Source organism: Candidatus Spongiihabitans sp. (assembly GCF_965247905.1).
Classification (GTDB): domain Bacteria; phylum Pseudomonadota; class Gammaproteobacteria; order Arenicellales; family Poriferihabitantaceae; genus Spongiihabitans.
Genome location: NZ_OZ252047.1, coordinates 1433987 through 1452084 on the forward strand (window position 1 = coordinate 1433987; position 18098 = coordinate 1452084).

Sequence of the window (18098 nt, forward strand, 5' to 3'; positions counted from 1 at the left end):
AACATGAATGACGCTTTTCCGAAGTTTTTGATATTGAATGCCGAGCGCTTTGGCGATCGGCCGGCCATGCGCGAAAAGGATTTAGGGATTTGGCAAACCTGGCGCAGTGGCGGATAATTTTATGGTGAATCGAAAATTATTTATTAAAACGTTTGGCTGCCAGATGAACCAATATGATTCGTCAAGAATGGCGGATTTATTGTGTTCCAGCCATGGATGTGAAACTACTGATGATCCTGCGCAGGCCGATATTGTGTTGTTGAACACCTGTTCGGTGCGCGAGAAAGCTCAGGAAAAAGTATTTTCTCTGCTCGGACGCTGGCGGGAGATCAAGGCGCAAAACAAAAACCTGGTGATTGGCGTGGGTGGTTGCGTGGCCAGCCAGGAAGGCGAGATGATTTTGCAGCGCGCGCCCTATGTGGATATGGTTTTTGGCCCGCAAACCCTGCATCGACTTCCGGCGCTGCTTGATCAAGTCATGGAAAAACGCCAGCACGCCGTGGACATTTCTTTTCCGGAAATCGAAAAGTTTGATTGCCTGCCGCCGCCGAGCGTGGACGGGGTCAAGGCGTTTGTCTCGATCATGGAAGGATGCAGCAAATACTGCTCGTTCTGCGTGGTGCCGTACACGCGCGGGACGGAATTCAGCCGCCCGTTCGATGATGTGATTACCGAAGTTTACGGATTGGCGCAACAGGGCGTTCGGGAAATTACGTTACTGGGGCAAAATGTGAACGGCTATCGCGGCCGCGATGACAGAGGCAACGATGGCGGAATCATGGAGTTTGCCGAGTTGCTGCATTATGTCGCCGCGGTTGACGGTATCGATCGCGTGCGTTACACCACTTCCCACCCCATAGATTTCACTGAGCAGTTGGTCGAAGCGCATGCGGAAATTCCCGAGTTGGCAGGGCATTTGCATTTACCGGTGCAAAGCGGGTCGAATCGAATTCTTGAACTGATGAAACGCGGCTACAGCGCACAGGATTATCTGCAATGGATCGATAAACTAAAAGTGGCGCGTCCGGGCATCGCCTTGTCATCGGACTTTATTATTGGTTTTCCCGGCGAGACCGATGCCGATTTTCAAGCCACAATGGATTTAATCGCGGCCGTTGAATTTGATCAAAGTTTCAGCTTTATTTACAGCCAGCGACCGGGAACGCCAGCCGCGGAACTGGAAGATGATGTCAGCATGGCGGCGAAAAAACAGCGCCTGCAGATTTTGCAGCGGCGCATCACCGACATGGCGGCGGCCATCAGTGCGCGCATGATCGGCACAGAGCAAATCATTCTGGTCGAGGGGCCTTCAAAAAAAGATCCGCGGCAAATGTCGGGTCGCACTGAAAATAATCGGGTGGTGAATTTTGATGGAGAGCAAGCGTTGATAGGACAATTTGCTAACCTAATAATCACCGAAGCATTGCCCAACTCGCTGCGCGGAAGATTGCTTGCGGTTGACGAGAAACAGGCCGCCTAAGCCGGCATGAAAATAATCGCAGGCATTGTCTAAACCAATCCTCTTCCAGCTTCTGCCAGTAGAAAACGAACGACTGTCGGATTTATGCGGGCAATTGAATTGTCATTTAAAACAAATCGAAAACTACCTTGACGTCAAGATTATCCAACGCAGTAATCAATTCTGTATTAATGGCGCAAAATTCAAGCGCGAACGCGCCGCCGCCGCGGTGAAAAAATTATTTGCGATGACCGGACAAAACAATCAATCATTAACCGCCAAGGATGTTCATTTGGTGCTGTCAAACACAAATAACAGTGCTAAAGACGCCGAAGATGTCGGCGGCACAAAAACGGTTAAAGCTGATCCGATTGATGCCGATGATGCCGATGATGCCGATGATGAAGTCGTCATCCGCTTGCGCAAAAATCGCATCAGCGGCCAAAACGAGCGGCAAAGAGCGTATCTAAAAAACATCCGGGACAACGATATTAGTTTCAGCATTGGCCCGGCCGGAACTGGAAAAACCTATCTCGCGGTCGCCTGTGCGGTGCATGCGTTGGCGGAGAACGCGGTTGAACGAATTCTATTGGTGCGCCCGGCGGTGGAAGCCGGCGAAAAACTGGGGTTCTTGCCCGGCGATATCGGGCAAAAAATCGACCCCTACCTGCGTCCGCTGTTTGACGCGTTGTATGAAATGCTTGGCTTCGATCGGGTCGGGAAATTGATTGTGCGCGGCAGCATTGAGCTGGCGCCGCTGGCGTATATGCGCGGTCGAACGCTGAACGAGTCTTTTGTAATCCTTGATGAAGCGCAAAATTCCACGGTCGAGCAAATGAAAATGTTCCTGACGCGCATCGGATTTGGTTCCAAGGCAATTATCACCGGCGACATCACTCAGGTGGATTTGCCCAAAGGGCAGCTTTCCGGGCTTAAACATGCGCAACAAGTGCTGTCCGACATAAAAGGAATCAGCTTCACCCACTTCAAGCCCCAGGACGTTGTCCGCCATCCCTTGATACAACGCATTGTTGAAGCGTACGAAAGAAACGCCCAGTAAAATAACGTCCAATAAAATAACGCCGGGAAAAATAGTTTCAAAATGACGATTGATTTTCAACTGGCAGGCTTTGATGATGTGGCTGACGGCGCGGAAATCCCCGGCTTGGCGACCATCGAGGGGTGGGTAACAGAAACATTTTTAGCGATCGAGCGCGCGCCTGAAAACCTAACCGTTCGGGTCGTGAACGAGGAAGAAATCACCGCATTGAACCATCGTTATCGCGGGCAAGATAAACCCACTAATGTGCTGGCGTTTCCGTTTGAATCTGTGGCTGAGGTGGATTATCGCTCTCTGGGTGACATTGTCATTTGTTTCGCGGTGGTAAAAAACGAATCAAATCAACAACATAAGACTGTGCAAAGCCATTTCGCCCAGATGGTTATTCACGGTACGTTGCACCTTTGCGGTTTCGACCACCAAACCGAGACCCAAGCCGCGGCCATGGAGGAGGTGGAAAAAAGCATACTGGCAAACATCGGCGTCAATAATCCCGTCGGCGCATAATGTCAGCGGTTATTACCGCTGGATTTTTCACTGGATTATCGGCCCAGCCCGATAATGACGCCCGATAATGACGACGGTCGGTGACCACCGACCATCGCCGCCCCGCATGAATAACGGGCGAGGGTTTTCCCGCCACGGTCACGGTCGCCTCGGTCACACCGACGCTATCAACCCCGCTCATCGCCTCCCGCCATCCCTGAGGTCGCCGCCGTCAACCCGCCACGGCGATTTGATTATCCCGCGTTTTTCGGTTTTAATGGGGGTTCCCAAGAGCAGACGGGCACCAATCGAATCGTGATTAAAACCCTACTGGCGATAGCCGCTGGCGTTCTCAACGCCGTATCCTTTGCGCCATTCAACTGGTGGCCGCTGGGCCTGTTGGGTTTCGCAATGCTGTTTTGCATCTGGCTCACAAGCGGCGCAAAGGGCGCGGCCTGGCATGGCTTTGTTTATGGGCTTGGCATGTTTGGCGTTGGCATCTCATGGATTTATATCAGCATACATACGTTCGGCGGCATGCCGCCGATTATTGCGGGGCTATGCGTGTTCGCGCTGGTGGCCATGCTCGCCGTTTTCCCGGCGCTGTGCGGCTGGTTGCAGTCCTGCTTCTCAGCCTGGCATCCGACCATCCGCCTGGCGTTTCTAATGCCCGCGTTGTGGATGTTGCTTGAATGGCTGCGCGGCTGGCTGTTTACCGGACTGCCCTGGTTATCCACCGGTTATGCCTATTTGGATACGCCGCTATCCAACTACGCGCCCATCGGCGGCGTCTATCTGGTCGGTCTAATCGTGTTGGTCTCGGTCGGCGCTTTGGTGGCGATTGTCAGGCAAATAACCAAGGGCAATTCAATCCTGGCGGTATTGTTTATTCTGGTTTGGGTGGCCGGATGGCAACTCAATAAAACCGCCTGGACCCAAGCGCAAGGGCAGCCGATTGCCGTTGCCGTTATTCAGAACAATGTTGCGATTATGAAAAAATGGGAGGCACAGGAGGCCAATCGCATTATTTTTGAATACATGCAAAAAAGTCAGGAATATCGCGAGGTGGATTTAATCGTGTGGCCCGAGGCCGCGGTGCCCGATTATCTGGACAACATCGCGAATGATTTTTGGCGGGATATTGAAGGCCACCCGGCGGATTTTATTTTCGGTGTTTTGCATCGCGACACAGAGGATGGCGTGACGCAATATTACAACAGCGTCGCGGCGGTCACCGATCGCATCATGATTTACCGCAAACAGCACCTGGTTCCCTTTGGCGAATATATGCCATTACCGGGTTTGCTCGGTGGGTTGATTAAAATGCTGAATATCCCCATGTCGGATTTCACTGCATGGCAGCAACCCCAGCCACCGTTGATTGCGGCAGGAAATAGATTCGCAGTATCGATTTGTTACGAGGATGTGTTTCCGCAGGGATGGCGAAATCAGGTTGCGCCCTCGGGCGCGTTGATTAATGTCAGCGAAGACAGTTGGTTTGGCGATTCCCTGGCACCGCACCAACGATTACAGATGGCGAGATTTCGCGCGCGCGAAAGCGAGCGACCGATGATTCGCGCGTCCAATAATGGATTGTCGTCATTGATTAACTGGAAGGGCGGTATCGATGCTTATGCGCCGCAGTTTGTCCAGCATGTCGTGACCGCGACCATCCAGCCCAGATCCGGGGCGACGCCTTATGTCGCGTTTGGCGAAAATCCGGTTTTAATCCTGATCGGGTCGTGGTTGATTTTGGGATTGTTGTTCGGCAAATCGGGGAGAGGAGCGAAACCATAATTTATACGCCTAAATCCAACCCGCCTAAATCCAACCCGTCTAAATCCAACCCGTCTAAATCCAACCTGGGTGAATCAGGCCATGAATCAGGACTTTCGTTTGTGATGGTTATCATTACGGCCCTGATTGATGGTATTATCCCGCATCCGCACAACTGTTTCCATTTCAGCGCAAACAATTACTTCAAAGAGGTTTTGGCATGACATCGCAACTTATCCGTTTTCCCACCTTAGCCACTGTTTTATGGCCCGCATTGTCGGACGACCGTAGCGAGACCAAACAATGGACCAAGCAATGGGCCAAGCAATGGGCAAGATACATTATATTGGCAACCATCGGCGCCGCCCTGTTAACGCTGTCGGCCAAGATCAAAATTCCGTTTTATCCGGTGCCCATGACCATGCAGACCTTTGTGGTGCTGGCGTTAGGCATCGCCTATGGCTCGAAATTGGGCGCCGCCACGGTATTGCTTTATCTGGCGGCCGGCGTCATCGGCCTGCCGGTATTCGCCGGCACCCCGGAAAAAGGAATCGGCCTGGTTTATATGATGGGGCCGACCGGCGGCTACTTGCTGGGATTCGTTGTTGCCGCGGCCGCGACCGGCTACCTTGCGGAACAAGGCTGGGATAGAAAGCCAGCCTTGACCTTCGCGGCGATGCTCATCGGCAACCTGATGATCTACATACCCGGCTTGATTTGGCTGGCCGATGTAGTGGGCTGGGATAAACCGATTTTTGAATGGGGCATGAATCCATTTTTATTGGGCGACTTGGCAAAGATCGCGTTGGCCATGCTGGTTATTCCGGCCATCTGGACGATCATCAAAAAACCGGGCATCAAAAAACCCGGCTGACGCTGGAATAGTTGTCCTGAATGGCGGTAATCCGGCTGCCCGCCGCTTGACTGGAAATCCTGGAAACCGGATTAGCCCAGTTCAATAATAATGATAATAATAATGATAGTGATTAAGGGTTGAAGTCGAAACCGAGATTAACGCATTTGAAACCCACCCAACATTCCGCCGTCGAGTTAGGATTCGATAAGTCATGCGTGAGTCGCAACGCCATAAAAGTGGTGCAGGGATTGCAGTCATCGGGTTTTGACGGTTACTTAGTCGGCGGCTGCGTGCGGGATTTATTGATGGGCAGAAAGCCTAAGGATTTCGATGTCACCACCAATGCCAACCCCGAGCAGATCAAGAAAATTTTTGATCGCGCACGAATCATTGGGCGGCGCTTCAAGATCGTGCATGTCACCTTTGGTCGTGGCCGTGAGCGTGAAATAATTGAGGTGGCGACTTACCGCGCTATGCCCGGCAGCGCAAATAAAAAGGGATTTCGCGGCGCGCCAAAAGCCTCCAGCAGCGGCCGAATCTTGGACGACAATGTTTACGGCACCATTGAGGTCGACGCCATTCGCCGCGATTTCACCATCAACGCCCTGTATTACGACCCCAAACGCGAGAGGGTGATTGATTTTGTCAGCGGCATTGAGGACGCGAAGACAAAAACACTCAGAATCATCGGCGATATAAACACGCGATTTTCCGAAGACCCGGTGCGCATGATGCGCGTTGTTCGCTTCCAGGCCAAACTGGGGTTGCGAGTTAGCGAGACCATTTTCTCCGCCATTGAAAAAAATGCCGCGCTACTCAAGGATGTTCCGGCCGCGAGGTTGTTCGAGGAAGTGCTGAAGTTGTTTCACCATTGCGCGGCGGCGAAAACCTGGCTGCGACTAAGAGAAACACTGCTGCTCTATTATTTGTTTCCGCAAACGGTGAAGTGCATCAACCAGGCCGGCGGGGATCAATTTGAGTCGTTAATTTTGAGCGCGCTGAACAACACCGATGAACGGGTCGGACAAAATAAGCCGGTTATTCCAGCGTATTTGTTCGCAGTGATGCTGTGGCGGCCGTTTCAAATTGAATGCAACAAACTGGTTGCAAACGGCGTGCGGCGAAACGAAGCGTTCTGGATTGCCAGCGACCTGGTTTTCAAGCGGCAGTCTAGTTCAGTGACGATGCCTTTGCGGGTCAAGGGGCCGGCGCATGAAATATGGGCAATGCAATCCTTGCTGGAGAACAGAATTCCGCGCTCGATTGAGCGGCTGCTGGAAAACCGGCGATTCCGCGCGGCTTATGATTTCCTGCTGTTGCGTCAGGAAATCGGGGAAGTGAGTAAGGATATTGCGGATTGGTGGAGCGAAATACAGGACCGCGATGTGCATCATCGTCAAGCCATGATTGAAACAATGCTTGAACAGGGGCGCGGTAACTCGAATCCAAAAAGGCGTAGCAAGCACGCAGAAAATAAGACGACCCCCAAAGCGCGTAATCCAACCGGTAAACACAATGGCTAATTTGCGAGCCACCCATCCATCGGCCACTCAATCACCGGCTGCTCATTGACCGGCTGCTCATTTACCCGCTACTCATTTACCTGACGCGTTATGGCACAATATTTTTCCATCCACCCGGTCAATCCCCAAATGCGGCTCATCCATCAAGCCGCCGAAATAATTGCCCACGGCGGCGTGGTGGCGTATCCCACGGATTCCAGTTATGCATTGGGCTGCGCCATTGGCAACAAGGAGGCGATGAATCGCATCAGGAAAATCAGGAAAATAGGAGAGGGGCATAACTTTACTCTGGTGTGCAAGGATTTATCCGAGCTCAGCATTTACGCAAAAGTTGACAATGACATCTATCGCTTGTTGAAACGCTTTACTCCCGGAGCGTATACCTTTATTCTCAACGCTACCGGCGAAGTTCCGAAACGACTGCAAAACCCGAAACGGCGCTCCATCGGCTTGCGCGTGCCGGACTTCCCCATCGTCGAGATGTTGTTGCGTGTTTTGAACGAGCCGTTGATGAGTTCGACCTTGATTATGCCCGCCGATACCGTGCCGCTGAATGACGCGCAGCAGATTCGCCAAGTGCTGGAGCATGACATCGACTTGGTCATTGACGGCGGTCCTTGCGGACTCGAACCCACGTCCGTGGTCGACTTGATCGGCGGCATCCCGGTCGTGCGCCGAGTGGGCAAGGGCGATGTCAGCACGTTTATATCCGCCGCCGAATGACAATGGCAATGACGAAACAATGACGACGCGCTCACCCGAAAACACCGCGACCAACCGCCGGGTTCTGTCCGGCATGCGCCCGACCGGTCGGTTGCATCTTGGGCATTATCATGGTGTGCTGAAGAACTGGGTGCGTCTGCAAAAGGGCTATGAATGTTTTTATTTTGTCGCCGATTGGCATGCGCTGACGACGCATTACGACGCCCCGCAGACCATGGGCGAGCATGTCTGGGAGATGGTGATTGATTGGCTGGCGGCCGGAGTGGATCCTGAACAGGCAACTTTGTTCATCCAATCCCGAATTCCTGAACACGCCGAATTGCACTTGTTGTTATCTATGGTAACGCCTTTGGGCTGGCTGGAACGGGTGCCCAGTTTCAAGGACCAGCAGCGAAAACTCCGCGACAAAGACCTTGCCACCTATGGATTTTTGGGTTACCCGTTGTTGCAAGCCGCGGATATTTTAATGTATCGCGCGGCGCATGTGCCGGTCGGGGAGGATCAAGTTCCGCATGTGGAATTAACCCGGGAGATTGCGCGCCGCTTCAATTATTTTTTTGGGCGCGGTCCAAATTTTGACATGGAGGCGCAACAAGCAATCGAGCAAATGGGGAAAAAAGCGGCCAAATCGTTTGTTCGGCTTAAACAAATGTTTAACGAAAAAGGCGATCGCGCAGCCCATGCTGAGGCAATTGCATTGATTCGAGCGCAACCAAACATCAATCAGGCGCAACAGGATTTGTTGGCGGGATTTTTGGAAGGGCGGGGAAAAGCCATTTTGCCGGAACCCGAGGCGTTGCTGACCGAAGCCGCAAAAATGCCGGGGCTGGATGGGCAAAAAATGTCCAAGTCCTATGATAATATCATCGCATTGCGCGATGAGCCCAAGCGCGTTGAGCAATCCATTCGGGTGATGCCGACGGATCCGGCGCGGGTGCGAATCACCGACCCCGGCGATCCGGATAAATGTCCGGTGTGGCAGCTGCACCTGGTTTATAGCGACAGCGAAACCCGGCAGTGGGCTGCTACGGGATGCCGCGCGGCCTCTTTCGGCTGCCTCGAATGTAAGCGGCCCCTGATTGAAAAAGTGCTGCAACAACAAGAGGAAATTCGCCAGCGGGCTCAGCCCTATGAATCCAACCCCGCCAAGGTCAAGGAAGTGATTCACGCCGGCTGTCAAAAGGCGCGGGCAGTGGCGGCGGAAACCATGGAAATCGTGCGCGAAGCGGTGGGCACGGCCCATAAATAAACATGCAATGAACAGGCAAATGAAAGCGCGCGCATACGCATTGTGAACGATACAAAAACCAATCAGGAAACCGATACGCCGCCAAGCCGGACGGCAATTGCGCGGGATGATGTTCAGGTCAATGAAAAGCAAGTCAATGACATGACCAACAAAGTGCTGGTCAAAGGCGAAGTATTCGATAACTGGCCGCAAGATCTGTTTATTCCGCCTGATGCACTGGAAGTGTTTCTGGAAACATTCCAGGGGCCGTTGGATTTATTGCTGTACCTAATACGCAAACAAAACCTGGATATTCTGGATATTCCGGTGGCGCGCATTACCAAACAGTACATGGAATATGTCGAGATGATGCGAAAATTTCGACTGGATCTGGCGGCGGAATATCTGGTCATGGCGGCCATGCTTGCGGAAATTAAATCACGTTTGTTGTTGCCGCGCCCGCCCGCGGACGGTGATGAGGATGACGAAGATCCGCGCGCCGCCTTGGTGCGGCGGCTGCAGGAATACGAGCGCTTTAGCCGGGCCGGCATTGACCTCAATGAACGGCCGCGGTTGGAGCGCGAACTGTATCTGGTGAGCGCGGATTTCGAGGATTCAGAGCCGGTGAAAATTGAGTCGCGGGCATCGCTGAATGATTTGGCGGTGGCGTTTAGAAATGTTTTGGAGCGTTCGGAGATGAACAAGCATTTTTATTTTGGCCGGGAAAGGCTGACGGTGCGGGAAAAAATGACCCAGATTCTGGACCGGGTTCGCACCACCCACTTTGTTCGATTCGAAGACTTGTTTGATCCTCAAGAGGGCAAACCTGGGTTGGTGGTGAGTTTTATGGCGATTCTGGAATTGGCGCGGGATGATATGCTAATTGTGATGCAGAATGAGCCGTTCACGCCGATTCATTTAAAAAGCGTTGCATCAGGATCGACATGAGCGGCGAACTTAAAAATATTGTCGAGGCGGTTTTGATGGTCTCGGACACGCCATTGAGCGTGGCCAAAATTCTGGCTGCCTTTGATGACAAATCGGCGCCGACCACTGAACAGGTTGAGGCGGCACTCGCCGAGTTGCAGGAAGATTGCGCGCGGCGCGCGATTGACTTGAAGAAAATTGGTAAGGGTTATCGATTCCAAACTAAACTGAAATATGCAGGCTGGATCAGAAAGCTGCAGGCCGGCCGGCCGCCGAAATTGCCGCGGGCATTGCTGGAAACTCTGGCCATCATTGCGTATCGGCAACCTGTTTCCCGGGGTGACATCGAGGACATTAGAGGGGTTAGTGTCAGCACGGAAATTATGCAGCGGCTGATGGAGCGCGAATGGGTGAACCAGGTGGGCGTTCGGGATACGCCGGGCCGGCCCGCTCTATTTGGAACCACGCCCGCGTTTCTTTCCTATTTTAATCTTGAGTCGCTGAGCGAACTGCCGCTGTTAATGGAGCAGCGCGAACTCGGCGTGATTGCCAGCGAAATGGATACGCCGTTGCCGCCGGAGGTATTGGCGGCGCTGGATGGCGAGCAACCGGGCGAGCAAAAACAGCCGGATGTATTCCAATTAAATCTTGCGGTTGGTCAACAAAATCACTCTGAAGATGAAGCTGAACATGACCGGGAATTGACGCCGGACAGTCAACTGAACGACCAGACAAGCGCCGAAGCCGAGGTTGCCGAACCTGATGCGACAATATGATGCGAAAACCTGATGCGACAATATGATGCTGGCCTTGCTCCAGAACGGCTACAGAAATATTTGTCAAGTATCGGGGTGGGTTCCAGAAGAAAGGTAGAAGGCTGGATAAGCGAAGGGAAAATAACGGTTGATGGCAAGATTGCCAAACTGGGTGATCGGGTCACATCAAGCAGTCGAATAAACATGGATGGCGAGCCGGTAACATGCCGCCGCCCAAAAGAGAAGATTGGGGACAAGACGCGCCAGAGGCGCATTATTCTCTACAATAAACCGGAAGGGGAAATTTGCACCCGCTCGGACCCGAAAAATCGACCGACCGTATTTCACCGCCTGCCGGTATTGAAAGGACAGCGTTGGGTTGCGGTGGGTCGTTTGGATATTAATACCCGCGGGCTGATGTTGTTCACCAATGATGGCGATCTTGCCCATCATTTGATGCATCCAAAACTCGGGTTAGAGCGAGAATATCTATGCAGGGTATATGGGCAGGTTGATAATCAATCACTCGATCGATTAAAACAAGGCATAAAAATTGACGGGCATTTGATTCAATTTCTCCGGGTCAGCCGCCAACGGGGAGAGCGCAGTAATACTTGGTATTCTGTCACCGTCAAACAAGGAAAGTACCGTGAAGTTCGGCGGATGTGGGAAGCGATTGGTTGCAAACTAAGCAGACTGTCTCGCATTCGATACGGGAAAGTTGCGCTGCCAAGAGGCATTAAATTAGGAGGCTGGATTGAACTTGGTTCGGATTTAATCGAAAAGCTGGAGAAAAACGACGACAACGATAAGGTGGTTACCCCTAAACCGCCGAAAAAATCGCCAGGAGCGATTTTTCGCGAGCGAAGCGAGTCCGCCAGGACGCGTATCAGGGATGATACGCGCAAAAAATCCGGGCAACGCAGTAACAGAAGACGACCCCAGGGACGGGGGAGACAGCACTGAGTCTGGAACAGCAGTCGAGAGCGACGCATCGCGGCATGGACGTAGCTTATTAGAGCAATGCAGAAGCAATTGCCGAGGATGCCAAAGCCGATGATGAAAATATCCGTTGTCATGGTGCTGATGAATGGAATGCCTTGGAACAAGCGATTTTGTCCGTAGATTCACAAAGCCATGATAAAGGGATTTCGATATGTCCCCCCAGTCTATTCCAAAGCTAAAGTGATACTGAACAGGGCGTTGTCGTTGGGGTGGCGGCAGCGATTCTTGAGCTCAATGAAGCCGCGGGAATGACGACGGGAGTGTGAAGATCGGGAATGACGAGGGGATATTAGGCTCAGCCAAGCCGTCATGCTGATGCAGAGTGGGTTTCACCCAATATTTTAAGGTTCAAGATACTTTAAGCGGTCGATTTCGGATAGATTTCAGCAGATATTGACACCCATTTTCGTGGCGCATATTGAAGCGAAACTCACACTCTTTCAAAGGAGTCCGGCTACGCCGGACGACATATTTTAACTGGATTCCCGCCTGCGGCGAGAATGACGGGCTGGGGGGACAATGGCGAATCGGAAGGCGGTGAGTCCTTTTGAGAGAACAATGGTAAATAAGTGTCACGCAAAGCGTGACATTAAAACGTGCTCTATTACCTTAATTCGTCATTGCCCGGCCCATATTATTATTATTGGCCGGGCAATCCAGTTATTAAACCGTCCGGCGTAGCCGGACTCCTTTGCGGCGTAGCCGCCGGTTTGTGTCTGGCAAAGCCGGATGCCAATAAAGAGTCACGCTACGCGTGACAGATATTTAACTGGATTCCCGCCTTCGGCGAGAATGACGGCAGGGAGGGCGATTCTTTCCGCCTGTCGGCGAGAATGACGGCCGAGAGGGCGGTGCTAAAACACCGCTGGAAAGGAGCAAAACGGGCAGTGAATTAGTGAACACATACGCTCGCATTGCCCGACGATGTGTTGTCTGATTTGAGTATACAATCGGCTGGTCGCCGGGCCAGAGATGCCAGTGATTTGAGCGACTTCGCAAGCCTCAATATCAAGGCAAAACAGCCGTGGAATCGCCCTGAATTTATTCCCCGAAATTCGGCAACGAATGACATGCTTGTTTTTCATTTATAGAACAATTAGGTATGACCATTTCACTATACCTTAAAGTATCTTGAACCTATTTTAATATCAAAGGCAGCCGACTTGCACTCGCCCGGTGGAATCCACCCTGCAAGGGCTGCCGTCATTCCCCGAAGTTCCCCGCCGCCACCCCCCGAAGTTCCCCGCCGCCACCCCCCGAAGTTCCCCGCCGCCACCCCACCGTTATTATCGGGCTTGACCCGATAATCCAGTGAAGCACAAGCGGCGACAGCCGCTGATATTATCCGATGGCGAGGCTGGCGCTTGGCCTGGGCTTGCGGTTTTGGCAGATTTTTACTCCCAGCAATATTGCCACGGATGGTATGTATGCCGCGGGCGCGGGACGCGCAGGAGCGGCAATCTGCACTTCCGCTATCCATGGCGGTCGGCAAATAATTGTTCCCGACATTATTTGCACTTCCGCTATCCATGGCGGTCGGCAAATAATTGTTCCCGACATTATTTGCACTTCTGCCATCCATGGCGGTCGGCAAATAATTGTTCCCGACATTATTTGCACTTCTGCCATCCATGGCGGTCGTGTCCCACTACGCGGGCCTGCCCTCGCGCAAACGGGGGACGAATGGTTTTCGGGTTGAATTCAAGGAATACTAGCCGTTGGATAACCATTATAATGCTGACCCATGAATAATGATTCCACGCCCTGCTTAATCGAGCCGCTTGAACTTGCGGCGCGGCTGGCGGATGACAACTTGCTCATCGTTGATGTCGGCGCGCGCGAAACCTATCTCCAGGGCCATTTGCCCGGCGCCGTGCATCTCGATTACAACGACCTGATTCTGGGCCAGCCGCCGGCGCCGGGGTTGCTCCCGCCACGGGATAAACTGCAAGCGACGCTACGCGCCATCGGCGTGCGCCGCGACCAGCATATCATCGCCTACGACCATCAGGGCAATACGCGCGCCAGCCGCTTGTTGTGGACGCTGGAAGCGGTCGGGCATGAACATTCGTCGCTGTTGAACGGCGGGCTCGGGGCGTGGCGCAGCGAAGGCCGCGCTATCGCGCACAGCGTTACCGCGGCGCCGCCGAGCGACTTGGTCATCGCGCATAATCCCGCCGTCATCGCCGACCGTGATTATGTGTTAGGCGCGCTCGGCGATGAAAAAGTCGTGTTGCTTGATGCGCGCACGCCGGACGAATACCACGGCCTCAAATCGCCATTCCTGCGCCACGGCCACATTCCCGGCGCGGTCAATCTCAACTGGCTTGACACCATCGACCGCGACCACTATTTTCGCTTCAAACCCAAAGCGGAGTTGAACGCGATGCTGGCGGCGCGCGGCATTGAGCGCGACCGGGAAATCATCACCTATTGCCAAACCCACCATCGCTCGTCGCACAGTTTTGTGATGCTGCGCCACCTCGGCTTTGAGAAAATCCGCGGCTATCCCGGCTCCTGGTCGGAGTGGGGCAACGACCCCGCTCTTCCCATCGAATAACCGTCACTTTAACCACTGAAATTTCCGATCATGATCGTCATACTTGACCCGCAACTGAGCAACGATTCGCCCGAAACCGCGACCATACTCGAATACCTGCGCGCCATGCCCGGCGTGACCCCCAAGGTTCACTGCGTAACCGGCACCCAGCAAGTGCTCACCGAAATTTATCTGGTCGGCGATACCTCGACCCTGGATCGCAACGCCATCGAAGCCCTGTCCGGGGTCAGCCGCGTGGTCAAGGTGTCGCGCTCGTACGCCGTGCTCGGCCGCCACGCCGGCGATTCAAGATCGTATGGATTCAACTACAACGGCGTTACCTTCAACCAAGACAACCTCAATATTTTCGCCGGGCTGTGCGCGGTGGACACGGCTGAACACGTCGAGCGGATGATGCAAGCGGTGGCGCAAGCCGGGCTCGAATGCACGCGCATGGGCGCGTATAAGCCGCGCACCAACCCGTATTCGTTTCAGGGGCATGGCGCCGAATGTCTGCCGTGGGTTTTCGAGTTGGCGGGGAAATACGGCATCAAGGTCATCGCCATGGAAATCACCCACGACACCCACATCGCGGAGATCAACGCCGCGCTCGAACAAGCCGGACATCCGACCGGGGTGATGCTGCAAATCGGCACGCGCAACACCCAGAACTTTGAACTGCTAAAAGCCTGCGGCCGGCAAAATGATCACCCGATTCTGCTCAAGCGCGGCTTCGGCATTACCCTGGAAGAGTCGTTAAACGCAGCCGAGTACCTCGCCTCGGAAGGCAACCGCAAGGTGATTTTCTGCTTGCGCGGCATGAAAACCAACATGGGCGACCCGCATCGCAACCTGGTTGATTTCAGCCATGTGCCGGTGATCAAGCGCATGACCCATATGCCGGTGTGCATCGATCCATCGCACTCGGTCGGCACACGCGAACGCGCACCGGATGGACTGCTCGATTTGTTTCACGCCACCGCTCAGGGGATTATTGCCGGTGCCAACATGGTGCTCATCGACTTCCATCCCAAGCCAGTGAGCGCGTTGGTGGACGGGCCGCAGGCACTCACCCTGGACGAGTTAGACCACTACCTTGAAGACATCAACATCGCCCGCGAAGCCTATCTCAAACGCAAAGATCTGGCCGGGCAGGAGAATTAGCGCCTGATTTAGTTGCCGAGAATTTCTTGGTGATGGATTGCTTGAAGAAATGGCTGAATAGCTTGCTTTTTGACAGCTTCGGTTTTATCTTTTGTTTTGCCAGCGCCGCCCACATTAGGATAAAAGTAGCGATTAATTTCTCTTGCTATATCAAGCATTGGATGGCCATATCTGCGACCTTGGTTATGTTTATTTTCGGCCTCAATAACCCTTGAAATTACGTCCATAGTGGAATCAAGCGTTACCTCAATTTTTGCTTTTGAGCTCGGCATATACTTTTCTATTTCTTCAAGCACCGATGACTCTGCTTCGTTTTTCAAACTCTTATCTATCACGCAGTTTGATACTACCTGAACGGTTATGGTTTTTACCATTTTTGAAAACTTTGTAAACACAACACCATCTGAACAAATTTTAGGAAGGTTTGGTATAAAAGAGAAATAAGCAGGTTTATATTCCAGGATTGTTCCATGTTTTTCTTTAGTATGTTCGGTATATGCGTGAATGGCCTTTTTACGACCCCTTACTTTTGATTCAGAAATTACGAGATGCTTTGTTTCTGGATGGTAGGAAAGAACATCTACATCGCTCCATCCGCTACTTTTGGTTTGATACGCAAACCGCGGTTTTGTCCAGTACTTTTTTAACATCCATTCGGATTCAACAATTAATTCTACCGTCATTGCTTCTGACATTTAGAGTTCCTCGCTTAACGATTAATAGGCATTAACACGAATTTTATTCTACTAATTCATGTCATTCAAAGGGGCGGGGGATGGTGCCGGAAAGAGGAGTCGAACCTCCGACCTACTGATTACGAATCAGTTGCTCTACCGACTGAGCTATTCCGGCATTTCGGGCCATGACTGAGGCGATTATAAAGGGGCGATTATACGGATGGCGGCTGTTTTGGTCTATGCGGAATCGGGGCGGAATGGGTGTGGATGGCGAAGCGATTACTGAAGATCAGGTTGCTTCTGTTATTAAATTTAACCATTTGCCATCTCGGGCACGGTCCTATCTGATCGGTTCCTGGCTTCTCAAACGGCTCGGCAAAGAGAATGAAATATTTTCACGCGGGCCATCCAATTCAAGCGCCTGGGCATCGCCTTGTGCGAGCCGTTCAATGACTTGCGCCACCAACGATTCCGGCGCGGATGCGCCGGCCGTGACTCCGGCGCAGGTTTTTCCATCCAGCCATTTGTCTTGTATTTCTTCGGGCCCATCTATCAGGTAAGCCGGGACCTGTCGTAACTCAGCAATTTCGCGCAGGCGATTCGAGTTCGAACTATTAGGTGATCCGACGACAAATATCACATCGCATTTATCGCCCAGCTTTTTTACCGCGTCCTGCCGATTCTGGGTGGCGTAACAAATATCATCTTTGCGCGGCCCCATGATAGTTGGGTATCGCGCCTTAAGTGCGCCAACAATTTTTGCGGTATCGTCCACCGACAATGTGGTTTGACTCACATAAGCCAACTTGTCCGGGTCAGCGACTATCAGGTTTTCCAGGTCCTCGATATTTTCCAGAAGATGCAACCTGCTATCGGCTTGCCCCATGGTGCCTTCGACCTCAGGATGACCGGCGTGTCCGATCAACAAAACCTCCAAGCCTTGCTCCCGGTATTTCGCCACTTCGATATGAACCTTGGTCACCAGCGGGCAGGTCGCATCGAAGACATTCAAGTTGCGTTGTCGCGCTTCTTCCCGCACCGCCCGGGAGACGCCGTGTGCGCTAAACACCACGGTCGAATGCTGCGGAATTTGATCCAGTTCATCGACAAAAACCGCGCCTTTTTTCCTTAGGCCATCGACTACAAATTTATTGTGCACGACTTCATGCCGTACATATATCGGCGCGCCGCATGTTTGCAAAGCGCGCTCAACGATCAGAATTGCGCGCTCCACCCCGGCGCAAAATCCACGCGGATTTGCCAGCACTACTTGCATTGGCACCTGCATTTTTTGTGTCGGCTGGTTCATGCCTTCAAGTCTATATCATCCGGTTTATATCATCTCGTTTATATCATCCGGTTTATATCGGCCGGTTTATATCATTATTGAGTTGCAAGCTATTGATCGCTGCTGCCAAACCCAAAACTATCGGCGATTAAACAAATCGCGCCTAACGTAATTGCCGCATCGGCAATGTTGAATGTGGGAAAATACCAGTCTTGATAATGAAAATAAATAAAGTCAATAACGTATCGGTATAAAACCCGGTCGATCAAATTTCCAATCGCGCCGCCGAGCACCATCGCCAAGCCCCAGGACAACAATCGGTTATGGGTAAATGAACGCCACAACCACACCAATAGAACCATGGATACCACTATCGCCAAGCCAACAAAAAAGTAATGCTGCATTCCCCCGGCTTGGTTAAGAAAACCAAACGCGGCGCCGCGGTTAAATACCAGCGCCCATTGCAAAATCGGCAAAACATCGATTGGCGGCTGACCGAGTAAATTTTGGTAGGCGATTTGTTTTGTCCATTGATCCAAGCCAACCACCACAACCGCCAGCGCGATGTACATAAAGTATTTCGGCAGGTATTTCGGCAAGTATTTCGGCAGGTATTTTGGCATGGACTTTGG

Annotated in this window: 21 protein-coding genes and 1 tRNA gene; 15 read left to right on the forward strand and 7 right to left on the reverse strand. The window is 52.5% G+C overall.

Annotated features, from left to right (window positions below; genetic code table 11):
- Nucleotides 1-124 precede the first annotated feature (124 nt).
- Genes miaB through ybeY form a run of 3 tightly spaced genes read left to right on the forward strand, consistent with a single transcriptional unit; the run spans nt 125 to nt 3026 of the window.
- On the forward strand, nt 125-1480 hold the full coding sequence (gene miaB, locus ACP158_RS07405) for a tRNA (N6-isopentenyl adenosine(37)-C2)-methylthiotransferase MiaB (protein WP_424948424.1): 1356 nt from the start codon (nt 125-127) through the stop codon (nt 1478-1480).
- Nucleotides 1481-1505: 25 nt separating this feature from the next.
- On the forward strand, nt 1506-2519 hold the full coding sequence (locus tag ACP158_RS07410) for a PhoH family protein (RefSeq protein ID WP_424948298.1): 1014 nt from the start codon (nt 1506-1508) through the stop codon (nt 2517-2519).
- 42 nt (nt 2520-2561) lie between these two features.
- On the forward strand, nt 2562-3026 hold the full coding sequence (gene ybeY / locus ACP158_RS07415) for an rRNA maturation RNase YbeY (RefSeq protein WP_424948299.1): 465 nt from the start codon (nt 2562-2564) through the stop codon (nt 3024-3026).
- Here the strand turns inward: ybeY and ACP158_RS07420 are convergent.
- Nucleotides 3004-3207 carry a hypothetical protein gene (locus tag ACP158_RS07420; protein WP_424948300.1) on the reverse strand — a complete coding sequence of 68 codons (204 nt, stop codon included), beginning with the start codon at nt 3205-3207 and terminating at the stop codon, nt 3004-3006. The genes ybeY and ACP158_RS07420 overlap by 23 nt on opposite strands.
- Before the next feature lie 113 nt (nt 3208-3320).
- Between ACP158_RS07420 and lnt the strand changes: the two genes are divergently transcribed.
- From lnt to ACP158_RS07470, 10 genes are all read left to right on the forward strand, one after another.
- Complete coding sequence (gene lnt, locus ACP158_RS07425; RefSeq protein ID WP_424948301.1) at nt 3321-4802, forward strand: apolipoprotein N-acyltransferase; 1482 nt, start codon at nt 3321-3323, stop codon at nt 4800-4802.
- A gap of 199 nt (nt 4803-5001) precedes the next feature.
- Nucleotides 5002-5655 (forward strand): biotin transporter BioY, encoded by a 654-nt coding sequence (locus tag ACP158_RS07430; RefSeq protein ID WP_424948302.1) that lies wholly within the window; start codon nt 5002-5004, stop codon nt 5653-5655.
- A 146-nt stretch (nt 5656-5801) separates the two neighbouring features.
- The gene (gene pcnB, locus ACP158_RS07435; RefSeq protein ID WP_424948303.1) at nt 5802-7160 is read left to right on the forward strand and encodes a polynucleotide adenylyltransferase PcnB; all 1359 of its coding nucleotides are present in this window, start codon (nt 5802-5804) and stop codon (nt 7158-7160) included.
- A 90-nt stretch (nt 7161-7250) separates the two neighbouring features.
- Nucleotides 7251-7883, forward strand: coding sequence for an L-threonylcarbamoyladenylate synthase (locus ACP158_RS07440; RefSeq protein ID WP_424948304.1), 633 nt, complete (start codon nt 7251-7253; stop codon nt 7881-7883).
- A gap of 19 nt (nt 7884-7902) precedes the next feature.
- Nucleotides 7903-9132 carry a tryptophan--tRNA ligase gene (locus ACP158_RS07445; RefSeq protein ID WP_424948425.1) on the forward strand — a complete coding sequence of 410 codons (1230 nt, stop codon included), beginning with the start codon at nt 7903-7905 and terminating at the stop codon, nt 9130-9132.
- Between the two features lie 42 nt (nt 9133-9174).
- On the forward strand, nt 9175-10059 hold the full coding sequence (locus ACP158_RS07450; RefSeq protein WP_424948305.1) for a segregation and condensation protein A: 885 nt from the start codon (nt 9175-9177) through the stop codon (nt 10057-10059).
- Nucleotides 10056-10814, forward strand: a complete 759-nt coding sequence (scpB, locus tag ACP158_RS07455; protein WP_424948306.1) for an SMC-Scp complex subunit ScpB — start codon at nt 10056-10058, stop codon at nt 10812-10814. Before ACP158_RS07450 ends, scpB begins: the two co-directional genes overlap by 4 nt.
- A gap of 12 nt (nt 10815-10826) precedes the next feature.
- Nucleotides 10827-11759 (forward strand): pseudouridine synthase, encoded by a 933-nt coding sequence (locus ACP158_RS07460; protein WP_424948307.1) that lies wholly within the window; start codon nt 10827-10829, stop codon nt 11757-11759.
- Nucleotides 11760-12356: 597 nt separating this feature from the next.
- Nucleotides 12357-12479, forward strand: a complete 123-nt coding sequence (locus ACP158_RS07465) for a hypothetical protein (RefSeq protein ID WP_424948308.1) — start codon at nt 12357-12359, stop codon at nt 12477-12479.
- Nucleotides 12419-12556: a hypothetical protein gene (locus ACP158_RS07470; protein WP_424947494.1), complete on the forward strand. Its 138-nt coding sequence runs from the start codon at nt 12419-12421 to the stop codon at nt 12554-12556. Before ACP158_RS07465 ends, ACP158_RS07470 begins: the two co-directional genes overlap by 61 nt.
- 96 nt (nt 12557-12652) lie before the next feature.
- Here ACP158_RS07470 and ACP158_RS07475 read toward each other — a convergent pair whose 3' ends face one another.
- Complete coding sequence (locus ACP158_RS07475; protein WP_424948309.1) at nt 12653-12883, reverse strand: hypothetical protein; 231 nt, start codon at nt 12881-12883, stop codon at nt 12653-12655.
- A gap of 29 nt (nt 12884-12912) precedes the next feature.
- Nucleotides 12913-13431, reverse strand: coding sequence for a hypothetical protein (locus tag ACP158_RS07480; RefSeq protein WP_424948310.1), 519 nt, complete (start codon nt 13429-13431; stop codon nt 12913-12915).
- Between the two features lie 111 nt (nt 13432-13542).
- Between ACP158_RS07480 and ACP158_RS07485 the strand changes: the two genes are divergently transcribed.
- Together ACP158_RS07485 and ACP158_RS07490 are read left to right on the forward strand one after the other, a co-directional pair.
- Nucleotides 13543-14358: a sulfurtransferase gene (locus tag ACP158_RS07485; protein ID WP_424948311.1), complete on the forward strand. Its 816-nt coding sequence runs from the start codon at nt 13543-13545 to the stop codon at nt 14356-14358.
- Between the two features lie 30 nt (nt 14359-14388).
- Complete coding sequence (locus ACP158_RS07490; protein WP_424948312.1) at nt 14389-15501, forward strand: 3-deoxy-7-phosphoheptulonate synthase; 1113 nt, start codon at nt 14389-14391, stop codon at nt 15499-15501.
- 8 nt (nt 15502-15509) lie between these two features.
- Here the strand turns inward: ACP158_RS07490 and ACP158_RS07495 are convergent, their stop codons facing one another.
- From ACP158_RS07495 to lspA, 4 genes are all read right to left on the reverse strand, one after another.
- The gene (locus ACP158_RS07495) at nt 15510-16196 is read right to left on the reverse strand and encodes a hypothetical protein (RefSeq protein ID WP_424948313.1); all 687 of its coding nucleotides are present in this window, start codon (nt 16194-16196) and stop codon (nt 15510-15512) included.
- A gap of 81 nt (nt 16197-16277) precedes the next feature.
- Nucleotides 16278-16353, reverse strand: a tRNA-Thr gene (locus tag ACP158_RS07500).
- 165 nt (nt 16354-16518) lie between these two features.
- Entirely contained in the window at nt 16519-17454 is a 936-nt protein-coding gene (gene ispH, locus ACP158_RS07505; protein ID WP_424948426.1) for a 4-hydroxy-3-methylbut-2-enyl diphosphate reductase, read from the reverse strand.
- Between the two features lie 122 nt (nt 17455-17576).
- Nucleotides 17577-18089, reverse strand: a complete 513-nt coding sequence (lspA, locus tag ACP158_RS07510; protein ID WP_424948314.1) for a signal peptidase II — start codon at nt 18087-18089, stop codon at nt 17577-17579.
- Nucleotides 18090-18098 lie beyond the last annotated feature (9 nt).